18 protein-coding genes are annotated in these 18,146 nt (G+C 39.5%); all 18 read right to left on the bottom strand.

What is annotated here, in order from left to right; translation table 11 throughout:
• Position 1: 1 nt before the first annotated feature.
• Entirely contained in the window at positions 2-658 is a 657-nt protein-coding gene (rpsC, locus tag TY13_RS17315) for a 30S ribosomal protein S3 (RefSeq protein ID WP_042478639.1), read from the bottom strand.
• 3 nt (positions 659-661) lie between these two features.
• Positions 662-1,006: a 50S ribosomal protein L22 gene (rplV, locus tag TY13_RS17310; protein WP_042478638.1), complete on the bottom strand. Its 345-nt coding sequence runs from the start codon at positions 1,004-1,006 to the stop codon at positions 662-664.
• Between the two features lie 22 nt (positions 1,007-1,028).
• Positions 1,029-1,307, bottom strand: coding sequence for a 30S ribosomal protein S19 (gene rpsS, locus TY13_RS17305; protein WP_042478637.1), 279 nt, complete (start codon positions 1,305-1,307; stop codon positions 1,029-1,031).
• 60 nt (positions 1,308-1,367) lie between these two features.
• Positions 1,368-2,198, bottom strand: a complete 831-nt coding sequence (gene rplB / locus TY13_RS17300) for a 50S ribosomal protein L2 (protein WP_042478635.1) — start codon at positions 2,196-2,198, stop codon at positions 1,368-1,370.
• 43 nt (positions 2,199-2,241) lie between these two features.
• Positions 2,242-2,520: a 50S ribosomal protein L23 gene (gene rplW, locus TY13_RS17295; RefSeq protein WP_042478634.1), complete on the bottom strand. Its 279-nt coding sequence runs from the start codon at positions 2,518-2,520 to the stop codon at positions 2,242-2,244.
• Positions 2,520-3,143 carry a 50S ribosomal protein L4 gene (gene rplD / locus TY13_RS17290; protein WP_042478632.1) on the bottom strand — a complete coding sequence of 208 codons (624 nt, stop codon included), beginning with the start codon at positions 3,141-3,143 and terminating at the stop codon, positions 2,520-2,522. Before rplD ends, rplW begins: the two co-directional genes overlap by 1 nt.
• 26 nt (positions 3,144-3,169) lie before the next feature.
• Entirely contained in the window at positions 3,170-3,799 is a 630-nt protein-coding gene (rplC, locus tag TY13_RS17285) for a 50S ribosomal protein L3 (RefSeq protein ID WP_042478630.1), read from the bottom strand.
• Between the two features lie 46 nt (positions 3,800-3,845).
• A complete protein-coding gene (gene rpsJ, locus TY13_RS17280; protein ID WP_042478628.1) occupies positions 3,846-4,154 on the bottom strand; it encodes a 30S ribosomal protein S10 in 309 nt (102 codons plus the stop codon).
• 572 nt (positions 4,155-4,726) lie between these two features.
• Positions 4,727-6,724, bottom strand: coding sequence for an FtsX-like permease family protein (locus tag TY13_RS17275; protein ID WP_042478626.1), 1,998 nt, complete (start codon positions 6,722-6,724; stop codon positions 4,727-4,729).
• Entirely contained in the window at positions 6,714-7,475 is a 762-nt protein-coding gene (locus TY13_RS17270; RefSeq protein WP_042478625.1) for an ABC transporter ATP-binding protein, read from the bottom strand. Before TY13_RS17270 ends, TY13_RS17275 begins: the two co-directional genes overlap by 11 nt.
• A gap of 103 nt (positions 7,476-7,578) precedes the next feature.
• Positions 7,579-8,583: a sensor histidine kinase gene (locus tag TY13_RS17265; protein WP_042478623.1), complete on the bottom strand. Its 1,005-nt coding sequence runs from the start codon at positions 8,581-8,583 to the stop codon at positions 7,579-7,581.
• Positions 8,580-9,257, bottom strand: coding sequence for a response regulator transcription factor (locus TY13_RS17260; protein ID WP_042478621.1), 678 nt, complete (start codon positions 9,255-9,257; stop codon positions 8,580-8,582). Before TY13_RS17260 ends, TY13_RS17265 begins: the two co-directional genes overlap by 4 nt.
• Before the next feature lie 227 nt (positions 9,258-9,484).
• Positions 9,485-10,672: an elongation factor Tu gene (tuf, locus tag TY13_RS17255; protein WP_042478619.1), complete on the bottom strand. Its 1,188-nt coding sequence runs from the start codon at positions 10,670-10,672 to the stop codon at positions 9,485-9,487.
• 129 nt (positions 10,673-10,801) lie between these two features.
• Positions 10,802-12,880: an elongation factor G gene (fusA, locus tag TY13_RS17250; RefSeq protein WP_042478617.1), complete on the bottom strand. Its 2,079-nt coding sequence runs from the start codon at positions 12,878-12,880 to the stop codon at positions 10,802-10,804.
• A 64-nt stretch (positions 12,881-12,944) separates the two neighbouring features.
• The gene (gene rpsG / locus TY13_RS17245) at positions 12,945-13,415 is read right to left on the bottom strand and encodes a 30S ribosomal protein S7 (protein WP_042478615.1); all 471 of its coding nucleotides are present in this window, start codon (positions 13,413-13,415) and stop codon (positions 12,945-12,947) included.
• 37 nt (positions 13,416-13,452) lie between these two features.
• Complete coding sequence (gene rpsL / locus TY13_RS17240) at positions 13,453-13,872, bottom strand: 30S ribosomal protein S12 (RefSeq protein ID WP_042478613.1); 420 nt, start codon at positions 13,870-13,872, stop codon at positions 13,453-13,455.
• A gap of 98 nt (positions 13,873-13,970) precedes the next feature.
• Complete coding sequence (locus TY13_RS17235; protein ID WP_042478612.1) at positions 13,971-14,219, bottom strand: ribosomal L7Ae/L30e/S12e/Gadd45 family protein; 249 nt, start codon at positions 14,217-14,219, stop codon at positions 13,971-13,973.
• Positions 14,220-14,345: 126 nt separating this feature from the next.
• The gene (rpoC, locus tag TY13_RS17230) at positions 14,346-18,032 is read right to left on the bottom strand and encodes a DNA-directed RNA polymerase subunit beta' (protein ID WP_042478610.1); all 3,687 of its coding nucleotides are present in this window, start codon (positions 18,030-18,032) and stop codon (positions 14,346-14,348) included.
• Positions 18,033-18,146: the final 114 nt, after the last annotated feature.

Raw genomic sequence — 18,146 nt, 5'->3', positions numbered from 1 at the left:
ATTATTTGCCTCCTTCCACAGAGTTCTTTTTAGTAGGAAGGACTTCACCACGGTAGATCCAAACTTTAACGCCTAATTTACCGTAAGTTGTATCAGCTTCAGCATGTGCATAATCGATGTCAGCACGTAGTGTATGAAGTGGAACAGTTCCTTCACTATAGTGTTCAGCACGCGCGATGTCAGCGCCACCTAAACGACCAGATACTTGTGTTTTAATACCTTTTGCACCAGCGCGGATTGTGCGTTGGATTGCTTGTTTTTGAGCACGACGGAATGATACGCGGTTCTCAAGTTGACGAGCGATGTTTTCTGCTACTAAGCGAGCATCAAGATCAGCACGTTTGATTTCTACGATATTAATGTGAACACGCTTGCCAGTTGTTTCGCTTAAGTATTTACGTAAGTTTTCAACTTCCGTACCGCCTTTACCGATTACCATACCTGGTTTCGCAGTGTGAATTGTAATGTTTACGCGATTTGCAGCGCGCTCGATTTCTACTTTAGATACAGATGCATCTTTTAATGTAGATTCGATATGTTTACGAACTTTGATATCTTCGTGTAAAAGAGCAGCGTAGTCTTTCTCAGCGAACCATTTTGATTCCCAATCACGAATAATACCAACTCGTAGTCCTATTGGATGTACTTTTTGACCCACGGATTAACCCTCCTTCTTCTCTGATACCACAACTGTAATGTGGCTTGTGCGTTTGTTAATTGCGCTTGCACGTCCTTGAGCACGTGGACGGAAACGTTTTAATGTTGGACCTTCATCAACAAAGATTTCAGATACAACTAAGTTATTTACATCTAACTCATAGTTATGTTCAGCGTTAGCAACTGCAGATTTTAATACTTTCTCAACGACTGGAGACGCCGCTTTTGGAGTATGACGTAAAATTGCAACTGCTTCACCGATTTGCTTGCCTCGGATTAAGTCTACTACTAGACGTACTTTACGAGGAGCGATACGAACTGTACGAGCGATAGCTTTAGCTTGTGTCATTAGGATTTACCTCCTCTCAAAATTAGCGTCTTGTTTTCTTATCGTCTGCACCGTGACCTTTGTAAGTACGTGTTGGTGCGAACTCGCCTAACTTGTGACCTACCATATCTTCTGTCACATATACAGGAACGTGTTTACGTCCATCATATACAGCGATTGTTAAACCGATAAAGTTCGGGAAGATAGTAGAACGGCGAGACCAAGTTTTAATTACTTGTTTTTTCTCAGAAGCCTCTTGTACTTCCACCTTTTTCATAAGGTGAGCGTCAACAAAAGGTCCTTTTTTCAAGCTGCGACCCATTTAGGAACCTCCCTCCGTGATCCCACCACGGCTCTTCTAGCGAACCGCAGTACAACCACTTTATTTTTTACGTCCACGAATAATGAATTTAGAAGATTTGTTTTTCTTCTTACGTGTTTTATAACCAAGAGCTGGTTTACCCCATGGTGTCATTGGAGATTTACGTCCGATTGGAGAACGTCCTTCACCACCACCGTGTGGGTGATCGTTAGGGTTCATTACAGAACCACGAACAGTTGGGCGTTTACCTAACCAACGAGAACGACCTGCTTTACCAATGTGGATAAGTTCATGTTGCTCATTACCAACTTGACCAACTGTAGCGCGGCAAGTTGCTAATACTAAACGAACTTCACCAGATTGAAGACGGATAATTACATATTTATCTTCACGTCCTAATACTTGTGCTGATGTACCAGCTGAACGTACTAATTGTCCACCTTTACCAGGTTTTAACTCGATGTTATGGATTGTTGTACCCATTGGAATGTTTGCTAATGGTAATGCGTTACCTACTTTAATGTCTGCCTCTGGACCTGAAACGATCGTTTGACCTACTTCAAGACCTTTCGGAGCTAAGATATAACGTTTTTCACCGTCAGCATAGTTAATTAATGCGATATTCGCAGAGCGGTTTGGATCATACTCGATTGTAGCAACGCGGCCTGGAATGCCATCTTTAACACGTTTAAAATCGATTACGCGGTATTGCTTCTTATGACCACCACCGTGATGACGAACAGTAATTTTACCTTGGTTATTACGACCAGCTTTGCGTTTTTTCGGAGCTAATAAAGACTTTTCAGGCTTATTAGTAGTGATTTCCGCAAAGTCAGATGACGTCATGTTACGACGACCATTTGAGGTTGGTTTGTACTTTTTAATCGCCATTTGTGTTCCCTCCTTCTATTTATTGCTCAGGTTGCCCTGTCTATTAGAATAATTCGATTTCTTTTGAATCAGCAGTTAATTTAACGATTGCCTTACGACGTTTGTTAGTGTAGCCGCTATATTTACCAACGCGTTTGAATTTACCTTTGTAGTTCATGATGTTTACTTTATCAACTTCAACACCAAAGATTTCTTCTACAGCGTCTTTAACTTGTGTTTTGTTAGCGCGAGTGTCTACTTCAAAAGTATACTTTTTCTCTGCCATTAATTCAGAAGAACGCTCAGTAATGACCGGACGTTTAATGATATCACGTGCTTCCATTATCCAAGCACCTCCTCAACCTTTTCTACTGCAGCTTTTGTGAATACAACTTTGTCATGACCTAAAAGATCAAGAACGTTGATTCCGTTAGCTGTTAAAACAGTTACACCTGGGATGTTACGAGCAGATAATGCTACGTTTTCATCTAACTCAGCAGTAACGAATAATGCTTTTGAATTGATTTCTAATGCTTTTAAAATAGCAGCGAAATCTTTAGTTTTTGGTGCATTTAAAGTTAATGCATCAAGCACTAAGAAGTTTTGTTCTACAACTTTAGCTGATAAAGCTGATTTAAGAGCTAAGCGACGAACTTTCTTCGGTAATTTATATGAATAGCTTCGTGGAGTTGGACCGAATACGATACCACCACCGCGCCATTGTGGAGAGCGGATCGAACCTTGACGAGCACGACCAGTTCCTTTTTGACGCCATGGCTTACGACCACCACCAGCAACTTCAGAACGGTTTTTTACTTTGTGATTACCTTGACGTAGAGAAGCACGTTGTGCGATTACTGCGTCGAATAATACAGCTTCGTTTGGCTCGATTCCGAAAATCGCATCGTTTAATTCGATTTCACCAACTGAAGCGCCTGTTTGACTAAGTACAGATACCTTTGCCATTCCTGTTTCCTCCTTTCTTCGAGAAATTATTTAGATTTAATAGCAGTTTTCACTGTTACTAATGCTTTTTTAGAACCAGGAACATTACCTTTAACTAATAATAGGTTACGTTCAGCATCCACCTTAACAATTTCAAGGTTTTGGATTGTTACAACGTTGCCACCCATTTGACCAGGTAATTTCTTTTGTTTGAATACGCGGTTCGGAGCAACAGGACCCATAGAACCAACGCGACGGTGATAACGAGAACCGTGGCTCATTGGACCACGTGATTGTCCGTGGCGTTTAATTGCACCTTGGAAACCTTTACCTTTCGAAACACCTGTTACATCAATTACATCGCCTTCTGCGAAAATTTCAACTTTGACTTCTTGACCAACTTCGTATTCTGCTACGTTTAAGTTGCGGAATTCACGAATGAAGCGCTTAGGAGCCGTATTTGCTTTTGCTACGTGACCTTGTTCTGGTTTGTTTGAAAGCTTAACGCGCTTATCTTCGAAACCAATTTGAACTGCTTCGTAACCATCAGTTTCAACTGTTTTCTTTTGAAGAACTACGTTTGGAGCAGCTTCAATTACTGTTACTGGGATTAAATCTCCGTTCTCAGCGAAAACTTGAGTCATACCGATTTTTCTACCTAAGATTCCTTTAGCCATTTGTCACACCTCCTGTAAATTTTAAAAGTTCTATTTTGTTTTACCATTAAAGTTTGATTTCAATATCAACGCCAGATGGTAAATCAAGCTTCATTAACGCATCAACAGTTTGTGGTGTTGGGTTAACGATATCGATTAGACGTTTATGCGTACGCATTTCGAATTGCTCACGAGAATCTTTGTACTTGTGAACCGCACGAAGAATTGTATACACAGATCTTTCCGTTGGTAGCGGAATCGGACCCGATACGCTTGCACCTGAACGCTTAGCAGTTTCAACAATTTTCTCAGCAGACTGATCAAGAATACGGTGATCATACGCTTTTAAACGAATACGAATTTTTTGTTTTGCCATTACTTTCCCTCCTTCTCGCCTATTTTCTAGACATTCTCCACGAAAATTCTCCCACACACCGCCATGGCAAAGCGGCCGGGTGTGTCGGCAACCTCTCGCTTCATCGCAGTCAAAGACCAACATTCAATATTATATACAATACTATTGCAATTAGCAAGTAGTTTTATAAAAAAAATTGAATGCCTTTATCATGCTCTATTTTGTTAATTACATTTCACTATATTTATAAGCCGTTGTCTAGTATATAAAATATTTCCCATCATTGCAAGCAATAAATACAGTCCTCTGTACCGCAATTCCTCCTTTTATGTAAAGCACTTTATATTCAATCGCTTTTTGGGTAATAAATCCTCGCTATTAAACATCTTATAAATTCTCATTGTGCATATTCATTCAAAAAAGCGCGTTTTCAAAAAGATTTCACCACAGCAAAACTCACTGAAACCAAATATCAGCATAAAAATAACAGGCATCCTAGAATTTCTAGGACACCTGTAATTTTTAATCTCTACCTATTTAATAGTCCCTGCAAGAGTTCTTTCTAATTTAAATTTTTAAGCTAAGTAGTGTGGTTAAGACAAACTGCTCTTAATGACTTTTTTATAATATTGAATTGCTAGCAGCATAAATACCATATACATAAGTATATATAAGCCCATCATTATAAGCATCGGAACAACTAGCTCCGTACCAAATAGGAACCATCCCGATTTTACTGCAAAGTAGCTATGCAATAAGCCAATTAACAATGGTACACCAAAGTTAAACACTTGTTTCCAAACAATGCCCTTCAAAATATCCTGCTCAGAAAAACCAATTTTTCTTAATGTCGTGTAGCTTGCTTGCTCTTCATCGGCTTCAGCAATCTGCTTAAAGTACAAAATGCTTCCTGTCGTTAATAAAAATGCTAACCCTAGGAAAGCTGCAATAAAAATCGTCATACCGAAAATATTCATATAGTCTTGCCATTCTTGCTTATATGAATTTTGTTTACGAATAATTTGCTTTTCTCCTTCACCAATAATTTCTCGGATATCAGCACCTGATTGTTCGTATAATTCTTCCGCCTTCGCTACATCATTTTTATTTTCTAAAAACACAAGCGTTTGTGGTACGCGATGGCGATTACCATAAAACTCCTTGTACTGTGCATATTTCTGGTCTGACACGACAAGTACGGCATAAATTACGCCCATACTGCCATTATGAGCAAGAGTGCTTTCTTCTTTCACATCGACAATCTTCAACGTGTCATTTAAACGCGTATCTAGTGAATCTATAGTTACTTCAATTTGTCCTTGCTTATTAAATTCATACAGCTTCGAAACATAGCCACTCATATTTGTTATGAATGCTTCATCTTCCTGTAATTCAATCTTTCCTTTCAATTGTTCATAAGTAGATTGAGATAGCAGTCTTTTTGTAGACTCCTCTGCATAAAACAACTCTTGCATATCAGCAGCGTTTTTTAGCAAGCTTGATACATTAAAATCTACATAAATATCTTCATAAGTAACCGCTCGATAATCAATACCCTGTTGATTTAGTAATTCTAAAAACGCTGGACCTTTATCCGTTGTTAACACATAATCCGCAGGTACAGCTGTCTTCACTGATTTCTCACCTGAATAATATGCAATATAAGAAAGAGTTGAAATTGCTAGTGATACTGCTGTTAATACCGTTATAAGCGTTAAAGACTTAGCATTCCCTTTCATGCGGTGCATAATTGGTGTAACTGCTAATACATCTGTCGCTGTTAAATGACCATTTTTAGACAGTCTGCGTAAATTAAAAATAAAGGATACAGAGTAACGGAATACTAGAAATGCTCCGCCAATAGTTAGTGCTAAAATAAGCAGCATGTTAATAAGTATGCGATCCGCTTGATTACTTGCAAACAATTGTGTCGATTCATAGTAACCCCAACCAATTAACACTAAGCCAAGTGCCCCAATTAACATTTGCCATACGCTAAAGCGCTTTACACGTTCCTCTGTTTGCTTTGATGCTGTAAAAAGGGATAGCAACGAAACGCGTCGAATCATCCAGCTTAACTGCACCAAAATAACAATTAACATTACACTAAAAAGCATTATCGTTTGTATTATTGCCTTCGAATCAAATGTTAACTGAACTAATGCTTCCTGCTCCAAAACCTTCATTAAAACCATCGTGAAAAATCGCGAGCTTAAAAGACCCGTGATAATACCAATTAACACAGCTCCGCTAAATAGCACAATATTCTCAGCTGCAATTAAGCGAAATATTAGCCCCTTAGTCATCCCAATAAGCTGATACATTCCTATTTCTTTACTGCGTCTCTTTGTAAACAAATGATTGGCATAAAGCACGAAAAATAATACGATAAAATATAGCAAATACGATGCTACCTTAAAACCTGTAGCGGCAGTTGGGCTATTTGATACTTGTTTCAATACCTCATCATTAAATTGCAATGTGACAAAGGAAAAGTAAAGTGTGACACTAAAAATTAGCGAAAAGAAATATAAAAAGTAATGACGCATGTTTTTCAGCATCGAGCGTGAAATTAAGCGACTAATCGTCATAGCCATCACCGCCTAAAACGCTTTGCGTACTTAAAATTTGCTGGAAAAACTCCTGACGAGTTTTGTCTCCCTTATAAAGCTCTGTGTAAAGCGCCCCATCCTTCAAAAATAACACGCGCGAACAAAAGCTTGCAGCGACCGCATCATGTGTAACCATCATAATCGTAACATTGCGCTGCTGATTTATTTGCTCTAAATTTTTCAGAAGTGCCGTTGCTGATTTCGAATCAAGCGCTCCTGTTGGCTCGTCCGCAAAGACAATCGATGGGTTTGTAATCAAGGCACGCGCTGCCGAAGTCCGCTGCTTTTGCCCTCCTGAAATCTCGTTTGGATATTTTGCAACGATATCTTCAATGCGTAAAACTTCTACCAGCTCTTGAAAACGTTGTTCTGCTGCTTTGTGTGGAACTTTTTTAATCGCTAAGGGAAGCAAAATATTCTCCTTCACAGTCAATGTATCGAGCAAATTATAATCTTGGAAAATGAATCCTAGCGCATCACGTCTAAAAGCTGCTAGCTGACGCTCCTTCATTTCTTGTAATATTTGTCCATTAATTTCTACAATACCTTCTGTTACATGATCAATAGAGCAAAGTACGTTTAATAACGTTGTTTTCCCTGAGCCTGAAGGTCCCATAATTCCAACAAACTCACCTTTACTTACCTCTAAATCTATACCTTTTAATACTTCGACTGCTGTTAATCGTTTACCATATGTTTTACGGACTTTACGAGCCGTTAAAATATTCATCATTTATTCCCCCTGCTTTTCTTATGTATCTACATTGTACAGTTGCCGCAAGTAGAAATCGTTCGTTTTACGTTACAATAATAAACGGTATGTGACAATGTCGTCACATACCGAATGTTTGCACATATTCATTCTGTAAAGGAAATTTAAATACAACGGTCGTACCTTGCCCATAAATCGAATCAACATAAAGCAGTACCCCCAAAGATGTAGCTGCCCGTTTAGCCAAATAAAGCCCCATCCCAGTTGCAATATTCGTTTCCCTACCTATTGTGCCAGTATAGGACTTTTTAAAAATACGCGGCAAATCTTCGGGACGAATACCTGGACCCATATCCTTTATTTTTAGCAAAATGTGACCTTGCGTATCACGCGTAACATTTACAACAATCTCACTATTATTTGGGCTATATTTAATGGCATTAGACAGCACTTGTCGAACAATAAAGCCCAGCCATTTGGCATCCGTCAAAACGATTTCCTCAAGCTCATCTATTTGGAAGCCAATCCCCTTTTCCAAGCACCATGTTTGAAATTCACGAATTTCTTTAAAGACAATTGTGCGTAGCTTTACTGGCTCAAGTCGATTATCTTCCGCAATTGTTTGCAGTCGAGTTTGATGTAATTGTTGGTCAACCAATAAATGGAGGCGTAGCCATTCTTGCTCCAGTCGATTGCGTACTTTTGGGTCATCTAATTGCTCAAGCATCAGCTTCATCGCCGTTAATGGTGCTTTAATTTCATGCACCCATGCTAGAAGTCCATCCTGCTCTTCACTTTTCTCGAATTTAATTTTTTGTACAATTTGCATTTGTTGCTGTCTCTGCCCTTCATACAATTCAATTATTTTGTGCGTATAGGTGTCCCATCGGTAGCTTTCAACATCCTGTAGTGAATTTTGATAAAGGATATTTTTCAAGCTTGGTCTTTCCCAAAAATAGCGAGCAATTAAAAATAATAAAAACAATAAAAGTGCTACGCTATTTAAATAGCCCACAGAAACCGTAGCAAATCCAACATCAAGCATACAAATAATATTCCATATAAGGAGTAACCCAATAAAAAAACCAATCCACATAATATGTTGCCTAACATATAACCAAATCATTTAGACACCGCCATATAGCCAAGGCCTTTTTTAGTCACGATAACATCTACCAGCCCTATTTCTTCAAGCTTTTGTCGAAGGCGATTTATATTTACTGTTAACGTGTTATCATTTACAAAGCGCTCATCATCCCATAATTTGCGCATTAATTCTTCACGCGAGACAATTTTATCTACTCGCTCTACTAGCAACTTTAAAATAAACAGTTCATTTTTTGTGAATTCAATTTGATTATCATTGTACGTAAGAATCCCTCGTTCGTAATCAATTAGTGCTGCCTGCCAACTAATTACTTGCTGCACCTGTTGTTGATAATCGTATGTACGTCGTAACAAAGCCTGTATTTTTGCTATAAGTACATCCATATGGAATGGCTTTTGTATAAAATCGTCAGCACCTAGCTGCATCGCCATTACCATATCCATTGGATGATCCCTTGATGATAAAAACAAAATAGGTACATTAGATACAGCACGAATTTCTCGACACCAATGAAACCCATCGTAAGCTGGTAACTGAATATCAATAATGACAAGCTGTGGGTTTTCTTTCTTAAAATCATTCATCACTTTCTGAAAATCCTTTGGTCCTATTACATTTAAAGACCATTGTTGTAACCGTTCCTCTATTAAATGGAATATTGAAGTGTCGTCTTCCACTAAAAAAATTTTCATAATGAATCCCCTCGCTTTAACTTTATAATTGATTTTACCTCGGTGTAATTGTGTCCTGATTTCTCCAGAAAACCAAAAAATCTTCTTCAAAATCTGCGATACCGACTGGAGGCTTTATCTTGATTTAGAGGATGTTTGAACACCCTCTAAATCAAGATAAATTCAAAAGCGTTTGAATGCAAAAGAAAAACCTCAAGAGCGTCCCCTTGAGGTTTTAATTAAATCAATTATTTTTGGATAGAAGCAACTACACCAGCACCTACAGTACGGCCACCCTCACGGATAGAGAACTTAGTACCTTCTTCAAGTGCGATTGGAGCGATAAGTTCTACTGTCATTTCGATGTTATCGCCAGGCATAACCATTTCTACGCCTTCTGGTAAGTTACAAATACCAGTCACGTCAGTTGTACGGAAGTAGAACTGTGGACGGTAGTTAGAGAAGAATGGAGTATGACGGCCACCCTCTTCTTTTGATAAAACGTAAACTTCTGCTTTGAAGTTTGTGTGTGGAGTGATTGAGCCTGGTTTAGCTAATACTTGACCACGTTGGATATCTTCACGAGCTACACCACGAAGTAATGCACCGATGTTGTCACCAGCTTCAGCGTAGTCTAATAATTTACGGAACATTTCTACACCAGTTACAGTTGTAGATTTAGCTTCTTCAGCGATACCGATGATTTCTACTACGTCACCAACTTTAACTTGACCACGTTCAACACGGCCAGTTGCTACTGTACCACGACCAGTGATAGAGAATACGTCCTCTACTGGCATCATGAATGGTTTGTCAGTTTGACGTTCTGGAGTTGGGATATAGTTATCTACAGCGTCCATTAATTCAACGATTTTTTCTTCCCACTCTGGCTCACCTTCAAGAGCTTTAAGAGCAGAACCTTTGATTACTGGTAGGTCATCGCCTGGGAAGTCATATTCAGAAAGTAGGTCACGGATTTCCATTTCTACTAATTCTAATAATTCTTCGTCATCAACCATATCACATTTGTTCATGAATACTACTAAGTAAGGTACACCTACTTGACGAGATAAAAGGATGTGCTCACGAGTTTGTGGCATTGGACCATCAGCAGCAGATACTACTAAGATACCGCCATCCATTTGAGCAGCACCAGTGATCATGTTTTTAACATAGTCAGCGTGTCCTGGGCAGTCAACGTGTGCATAGTGACGTGATTCAGTTTCATACTCGATATGTGAAGTATTGATTGTAATACCACGCTCTTTTTCTTCTGGAGCGTTATCAACGTCAGCGTAAGATTTTGCTTCTCCACCTAAACGTTTTGATAATACTGTTGCAATTGCAGCAGTTAAAGTTGTTTTACCATGGTCAACGTGTCCGATTGTACCAATATTAGCATGCGTTTTCGAACGGTCAAATTTTTCTTTAGCCATTAGAGAAAGCCTCCTATAATCTATGTTTTAGTTTTTTATGTTATGAACGCTGGCTTAAACCGGGCCCAGCTTAAGCCAGTCAATCATAGCTTACAAATTAGTTATACTTTATGCAAGATGAAATTTCAATTATTCACCTTTATTTTTTTTGATGATTTCTTCTGCAATTGATTTTGGTACTTCTTCATAGTGATCAAACACCATTGAGAATACACCGCGACCTTGTGTTGCAGAACGTAAAGTTGTTGCATATCCGAACATTTCAGATAGTGGAACCATTGCGCGTACTACTTGAGAGTTACCACGAGCGTCCATACCTTCTACACGTCCACGACGAGCAGTAACGTTACCCATGATATCACCAAGGTACTCTTCTGGAATTACAACTTCAACTTTCATCATTGGCTCTAAAATTACTGGACTACATTTAGATGCAGCAGCTTTTAATGCCATAGAAGCAGCAATTTTGAATGCCATCTCATTCGAGTCAACATCATGGTAAGAACCATCAAATAATTTCGCTTTAATATCGATTAATGGGTAACCAGCGACAACACCGCGGTCAAGCGAGTCACGAAGACCTGCTTCTACTGCTGGAATATATTCACGTGGTACTACACCACCAACGATAGCGTTTTCGAACTCGAAGCCTTTACCTTCTTCGTTTGGAGAGAATTCAATCCAAACGTCACCGTATTGACCACGACCACCTGATTGACGAGTAAATTTACCTTGAACTTGTGCTGAACCACGGAATGTCTCACGGTAAGATACCATTGGAGCACCTACGTTACATTCAACTTTAAATTCACGTTTCATACGGTCAACTAGGATGTCTAAGTGTAACTCACCCATACCAGAGATAATTGTTTGACCAGTTTCTTGGTCAGTGTGAGCACGGAAAGTTGGATCTTCTTCTTGTAATTTTACAAGAGCTTGACCCATTTTATCTTGGTCAGCTTTTGATTTAGGCTCTACAGATAAAGAGATTACTGGCTCTGGGAATTCCATAGACTCTAAAATAACAAGATTTTTCTCGTCACATAAAGTGTCACCAGTAGTTGTGTCTTTAAGACCAACAGCTGCAGCGATATCACCAGCGAATACTTTTGAAATTTCTTCACGGCTGTTCGCATGCATTTGAAGGATACGACCTACACGCTCACGTTTACCTTTTGTAGAGTTTTGTACGTATGAACCAGACTCTAAAGTACCTGAGTACACACGGAAGAATGTTAATTTACCAACGAATGGATCCGTCATAACTTTGAACGCAAGAGCTGAGAATGGCTCTTCGTCTGAAGAATGACGAATGATTTCATCGTCGCCATCAACTGAAGTACCTTTAATAGCTGGTACATCTGTTGGAGCTGGAAGGAAATCAACCGCTGCATCAAGCATTTTACGAACACCTTTGTGTTTGAATGCTGTACCACAAAGAACAGGGTAGAATTCTACCGCGATTGTTGCTTTACGGATAGCTGCTTTTAATTCAGCAACAGTAATTTCTTCGCCTTCTAAGTATTTTTCCATAAGATCTTCATCAACACTTGCAACAGCATCGATTAATTTCTCACGGTACTCTTCAGCTTGGTCCATCATGTCTGCTGGGATTTCGCCAACAGTAACTTCAGTACCTAAGTCGTTACCATAGAAAGTAGCGTTCATTTCTACTAAATCGATGATACCTTTGAATTCATCTTCAGCACCGATTGGTAATTGGATTGGGTGTGCGTTCGCTTGTAAACGATCGTGTAAAGTTCCTACAGAATATAAGAAGTTTGCACCCATTTTGTCCATTTTGTTAATGAATACAATACGTGGTACACCGTAAGTAGTCGCTTGACGCCATACAGTTTCAGTTTGTGGTTCAACACCAGATTGAGCATCTAGTACTGTTACCGCACCATCAAGTACACGTAAAGAACGTTCTACTTCTACAGTGAAGTCTACGTGTCCTGGTGTATCGATGATGTTAATACGATGACCTGCCCATTGAGCTGTTGTAGCGGCAGAAGTGATTGTAATACCACGCTCTTGCTCTTGCTCCATCCAGTCCATTTGAGCTCCACCATCGTGAGTTTCACCAATTTTGTGGATCTTACCAGTGTAATAAAGGATACGCTCAGTTGTCGTTGTTTTACCAGCGTCAATATGAGCCATGATTCCAATATTACGAGTATTCTCTAATGAGAATTCGCGTTTCATAGGAAATTTCTCCTTCCGTTTTCGGTTAAGACTGTCTAAGAATTGTTAGCTAGCGTAAAGAATATTACCAACGGTAGTGAGCAAATGCTTTGTTCGCTTCTGCCATTTTGTGCATATCTTCACGTTTCTTAACTGAAGCACCAGTGTTGTTTGATGCATCTAAGATTTCGTTTGCTAAACGCTCTTCCATAGTTTTTTCACCACGAAGACGAGAGTAGTTTACTAAATAACGAAGACCTAATGTAGTACGACGCTCTGGACGTACTTCAACTGGTACTTGGTAGTTAGATCCACCTACACGGCGAGCGCGTACTTCTAAAACTGGCATTACGTTGTTTAATGCAGCTTCAAATACTTCAATTGGATCGTTACCAGAACGTTCTTTTACTAATTCAAACGCACCGTATAAAATCTTTTGAGAAGTACCTCTTTTACCATCAATCATCATTTTATTGATTAAACGAGTTACTAGCTTTGAATTATAAAGTGGATCTGGTAACACGTCACGTTTGGAAACAGGACCTTTACGAGGCATGTGTTTTCCTCCTTTCAAGTGATAAATAAATTTTTAATTATTTCTTTTCTTTAGGGCGTTTTGCACCATATAAAGAACGTGATTGCATACGACCGTTTACACCAGCAGTATCAAGAGCACCACGTACGATATGATAACGAACACCCGGTAAGTCTTTTACACGACCGCCACGGATAAGAACAACACTGTGCTCTTGTAAGTTGTGGCCTTCACCTGGGATGTACGCTGTAACCTCGATTAGGTTGCTTAAACGTACACGAGCGTATTTACGTAACGCTGAGTTAGGTTTTTTAGGCGTCATAGTACCTACACGAGTACAAACACCACGTTTTTGTGGAGATTTAACATCAGTTAAAGATTTTTTAAATGAGTTATATCCTTTGTTTAACGCTGGTGAATTTGATTTCGTGCTTTTTGATTTACGAGGCTTACGGACCAATTGGTTAATTGTAGGCATCGATTTTTCCTCCCTTCGTTCATTCCTTGTTAATACCACACATCCAGGTGGTTCATTTTTAGGGTAAAAACAAAGTCTTTGTGTATACTACACAAAAACTACATCGCAGTAATCGCAATAACCGCAGCTCCAACATGAATGCCGCAAGCTTTCCCAAGTTCTTTTTTTGACTCGACCAAAGTAATTGGTATGCCGATTTCTTTCGCGAGAAGAATGGCCGGATCGGTTACCCAACTGTCTGCATCGAGTGCGACAAAAAGCTCTGTAACTTGACCAGCACGCATTGCTTTCACTGCTTGCTTTGTACCTATGATTGTTTGACTAGCCTTTACTTTATTATAAGACATTTGCATATCCCCCAAAGCATAGACAGTTAACTATCAACCTTAAATATATTATCATCCTCTACTTGCACCTGTCAACTATTATCTAAAAAAACTCCGGCAGAGAATAGCTCTCTACCGGAATTGGAATTACTCAGCTGAAGTTAGTTCTTCTTCCGTTTCAGCGTCCTGCTCAATACGGATTTGACGGTAGCGTTGCATACCAGTACCAGCTGGCACAAGCTTACCGATAATTACATTTTCCTTCAGACCAAGAAGCTCATCACGCTTACCTTTAATTGCTGCATCTGTTAACACACGAGTTGTTTCTTGGAACGATGCTGCTGATAAGAATGATTCTGTTTCCAGAGAAGCCTTTGTAATACCAAGAATAACAGGGCGGCATGTTGCTGGATTTTTGCCACTCAAAATAATATCTGCATTAGCTTCGGCAAATTGATGTACGTCTAATAATGAACCCGGTAATAAGTCTGTGTCACCAGCTTCAATTACACGTACTTTGCGTAGCATTTGGCGAACCATTACTTCGATGTGTTTATCTCCAATTTCTACCCCTTGCATACGGTATACTTTTTGCACTTCTTTTAGTAAATATTCTTGTACTGTAGATACGTCTTTTACTTTTAATAATTGCTTAGGATCAATCGAACCTTCAGTTAGTAACTGTCCTGGCTCAACTGTATCATTTAACTGTACTTTTAAGCGTGCATTGTAAGGCGCTTGATACTTACGTGTTTCAACTTCACCTTGTACAGTAATTTCTTTCAAGCCTTCACGAATTTCATCGATATCTGATACTACCCCAGCAATTTCAGAAATAACCGCTTGCCCTTTAGGGTTACGCGATTCGAAAATTTCTTGGATACGAGGAAGACCCATTGTAATATCGTTTCCGGCTACCCCACCTGTATGGAATGTACGCATCGTTAACTGTGTACCAGGCTCACCGATTGATTGAGCTGCGATAATACCTACCGCCTCACCTACTTCAACCTCTTCACCTGTAGCTAAGTTCATACCATAGCATTTTTTACACACACCATGCTTTGTATTACATGTAAATGCAGAACGGATTGTTATTTGCTCGATACCTGCATCATCAATTGCACGTGCTATATCTTGCGTAATTAAACCGTCACGTTCTAAAATTACTGCGCCTGTTTCAGGGTGGTGAATTGTTTTCTTTGCATAACGACCTACTACACGCTCTTCCAACGCTTCGATTAGCTCGTTGCCTTCCATTAACGCACCGATTAATAAACCGCGGTCAGTACCACAGTCATCCTCACGTACGATTACATCTTGTGCAACGTCTACTAAACGTCGAGTTAAGTAACCTGAGTCGGCTGTTTTTAGTGCTGTATCGGCAAGACCTTTACGCGCACCGTGTGTAGAAATGAAGTACTCTAATACTGTTAAACCTTCACGGAATGAAGATTTAATAGGTAACTCGATGATTCGACCAGCCGGGTTGGCCATCAGACCACGCATACCTGCTAACTGCGTAAAGTTCGATGCGTTACCACGAGCTCCTGAGTCAGACATCATAAAGATTGGGTTCGTTTTCTCTAACGATTTCATCAGTTTAGATTGAATTTCATCTTTCGCTGCTGACCAGCTAGAGATAACACGATCATAACGTTCCTCTTCCGTAATTAAACCACGACGGAATTGAACCATTACTTTATCTACTTTTGCCTGTGCCTCTTCTAAGATAACACCTTTATCTGGTAATACGACGATATCAGATACCCCTACCGTAATACCCGCACGAGTAGAATGTTTAAAGCCTAAATCCTTCATACGGTCTAACATTTTTGATGTTTCCGTAATGTGGAATCGTTTAAATACTTCGGCAATGACATTACCAAGGAACTTTTTGCGGAATGGAGGCACTACTGGCACAGATGCAAAGTATTTTTGTAAAACTGCTTTGCGTTGTGCATCAACTTTTTCAGCTTCTGATAAATCAGCATAGCCTTCAGTCGCTTCCAATTCAGCCATTTGTTCAGCATCAATTGCTAATTTTACAAAGTATTTTTCAGGCGTTTTTTGCTCTAGGTTTACATCTGTTGGCTCGTTAATATACGGGAATGATTCTGGTAAAATCTCATTGAAAATTACTTTACCAACAGTTGTTAATAAGAACATTTTATTTTGTTCTTCAGTAAATGTTTCATTATGAACAGAGCTTGCATGGATAGCAATACGCGTGTGTAAATGAACATGACCGTTTTGATATGCAATTAACACTTCGTCTGGACCATAGAAAACAGATCCTTCACCACGAGCATTTTCACGCTCAAGTGTTAAGTAATAGTTACCTAATACCATATCTTGAGATGGTGTAACTACTGGTTTACCATCTTTAGGGTTTAAAATATTTTGTGCTGCTAACATTAATAAACGTGCTTCTGCTTGCGCTTCTGCTGATAGTGGAACGTGAACTGCCATTTGGTCACCATCGAAGTCAGCATTATAAGCTGTACATACTAGTGGATGTAGACGAATTGCACGACCCTCTACTAATGTAGGCTCGAACGCTTGGATACCAAGTCGGTGAAGCGTCGGTGCACGGTTTAGCAGTACTGGATGCTCACGAATAACATCCTCTAATACATCCCAAACCTCGTTGTGTAAACGCTCGATTTTGCGTTTCGCACTCTTAATGTTATGAGCTAGGCCACGCTCTACTAATTCCTTCATTACGAAAGGCTTAAATAGTTCGATTGCCATCTCTTTTGGAAGACCACATTGGTACATTTTTAAGTTTGGTCCTACTACGATAACCGAACGACCAGAATAGTCTACACGTTTACCTAGTAAGTTTTGACGGAAGCGACCTTGTTTCCCTTTCAGCATATGTGAAAGTGATTTTAAAGGACGGTTACCAGGACCCGTTACTGGACGACCACGGCGACCGTTGTCAATTAAAGCATCTACCGCTTCTTGTAACATACGTTTTTCGTTTTGTACGATGATGCTTGGGGCACCAAGGTCTAATAAACGTTTTAAACGGTTATTACGGTTAATTACACGACGGTAAAGATCGTTTAAGTCTGAAGTTGCAAAACGTCCACCATCTAATTGAACCATCGGACGAAGCTCTGGCGGAATAACAGGTAGTACATCCAAAATCATCCATTCTGGTTTATTGCCAGAGTTACGGAATGATTCCACTACTTCAAGGCGTTTAATCGCGCGTGTACGGCGTTGTCCTTGAGCTGTTTTTAATTCCTCTTTTAATGTTACTGTTTCGCCTTCAAGGTCGATTTTTTCAAGTAACTTTTTGATTGCTTCTGCACCCATCGCTGCTTCAAATGTTGCACCGAATTTTTCACGGTAAGCACGGTATTCTTTTTCAGAAAGCAGTTGCTTGCTTTCTAAATTTGTATCAGCAGGGTCAATTACTACGTATGACGCAAAATAAATAACTTCCTCAAGCGCGCGTGGAGACATATCTAAAATAAGACCCATACGGCTAGGAATTCCTTTAAAGTACCAAATATGAGAAACAGGAGCTGCTAGCTCAATATGTCCCATACGTTCACGACGTACTTTTGCACGTGTAACTTCTACACCACAGCGATCACAAACAACACCTTTATAGCGAACGCGTTTATATTTACCACAATGACATTCCCAGTCCTTTGTAGGTCCGAAAATGCGCTCACAGAAAAGACCATCCTTTTCTGGCTTTAATGTACGGTAGTTGATTGTTTCTGGCTTCTTCACTTCACCATATGACCAAGATCGAATCTTATCTGGAGAAGCTAAGCCGATTTTCATATATTCAAATTCATTAACGTCTATCAAGGAGCCTACCTCCCTTTAGTCTAAGTCTTTATAAAGACCTTTCCGTAGCTCGACATTTATCATCGTTTTCATTTATTGCAAAAAACGGGCAGGGCAAATACCTGCCCGTTACAG

This window comes from Bacillus ndiopicus (assembly GCF_000612805.1).
Classification (GTDB): Bacteria; Bacillota; Bacilli; order Bacillales_A; family Planococcaceae; genus Metasolibacillus; species Metasolibacillus ndiopicus.
Note: the sequence above shows the minus strand (reverse complement) of the source record. Positions and strands in the feature narration are given on the sequence as shown.

Excerpts from the sequence above, each read along its gene's own strand:
- rplC (WP_042478630.1), bottom strand. The coding sequence starts at position 3,799 with ATGGCTAAAGGAATCTTAGGTAGAAAAATCGGTATGACTCAAGTTTTC.
- rpsL (WP_042478613.1), bottom strand. The coding sequence starts at position 13,872 with ATGCCTACAATTAACCAATTGGTCCGTAAGCCTCGTAAATCAAAAAGC.
- TY13_RS17260 (WP_042478621.1), bottom strand. The coding sequence starts at position 9,257 with ATGAAAATTTTTTTAGTGGAAGACGACACTTCAATATTCCATTTAATA.
- TY13_RS17235 (WP_042478612.1), bottom strand. The coding sequence starts at position 14,219 with ATGTCTTATAATAAAGTAAAGGCTAGTCAAACAATCATAGGTACAAAG.
- rplD (WP_042478632.1), bottom strand. The coding sequence starts at position 3,143 with ATGGCAAAGGTATCTGTACTTAGTCAAACAGGCGCTTCAGTTGGTGAA.
- TY13_RS17265 (WP_042478623.1), bottom strand. The coding sequence starts at position 8,583 with ATGATTTGGTTATATGTTAGGCAACATATTATGTGGATTGGTTTTTTT.
- TY13_RS17275 (WP_042478626.1), bottom strand. The coding sequence starts at position 6,724 with ATGACGATTAGTCGCTTAATTTCACGCTCGATGCTGAAAAACATGCGT.
- rplB (WP_042478635.1), bottom strand. The coding sequence starts at position 2,198 with ATGGCGATTAAAAAGTACAAACCAACCTCAAATGGTCGTCGTAACATG.
- TY13_RS17270 (WP_042478625.1), bottom strand. The coding sequence starts at position 7,475 with ATGAATATTTTAACGGCTCGTAAAGTCCGTAAAACATATGGTAAACGA.
- rpsJ (WP_042478628.1), bottom strand. The coding sequence starts at position 4,154 with ATGGCAAAACAAAAAATTCGTATTCGTTTAAAAGCGTATGATCACCGT.
- fusA (WP_042478617.1), bottom strand. The coding sequence starts at position 12,880 with ATGAAACGCGAATTCTCATTAGAGAATACTCGTAATATTGGAATCATG.
- rplW (WP_042478634.1), bottom strand. The coding sequence starts at position 2,520 with ATGGAAGCACGTGATATCATTAAACGTCCGGTCATTACTGAGCGTTCT.
- rplV (WP_042478638.1), bottom strand. The coding sequence starts at position 1,006 with ATGACACAAGCTAAAGCTATCGCTCGTACAGTTCGTATCGCTCCTCGT.
- rpsG (WP_042478615.1), bottom strand. The coding sequence starts at position 13,415 with ATGCCTCGTAAAGGTCCTGTTTCCAAACGTGACGTGTTACCAGATCCA.
- tuf (WP_042478619.1), bottom strand. The coding sequence starts at position 10,672 with ATGGCTAAAGAAAAATTTGACCGTTCGAAAACGCATGCTAATATTGGT.
- rpsS (WP_042478637.1), bottom strand. The coding sequence starts at position 1,307 with ATGGGTCGCAGCTTGAAAAAAGGACCTTTTGTTGACGCTCACCTTATG.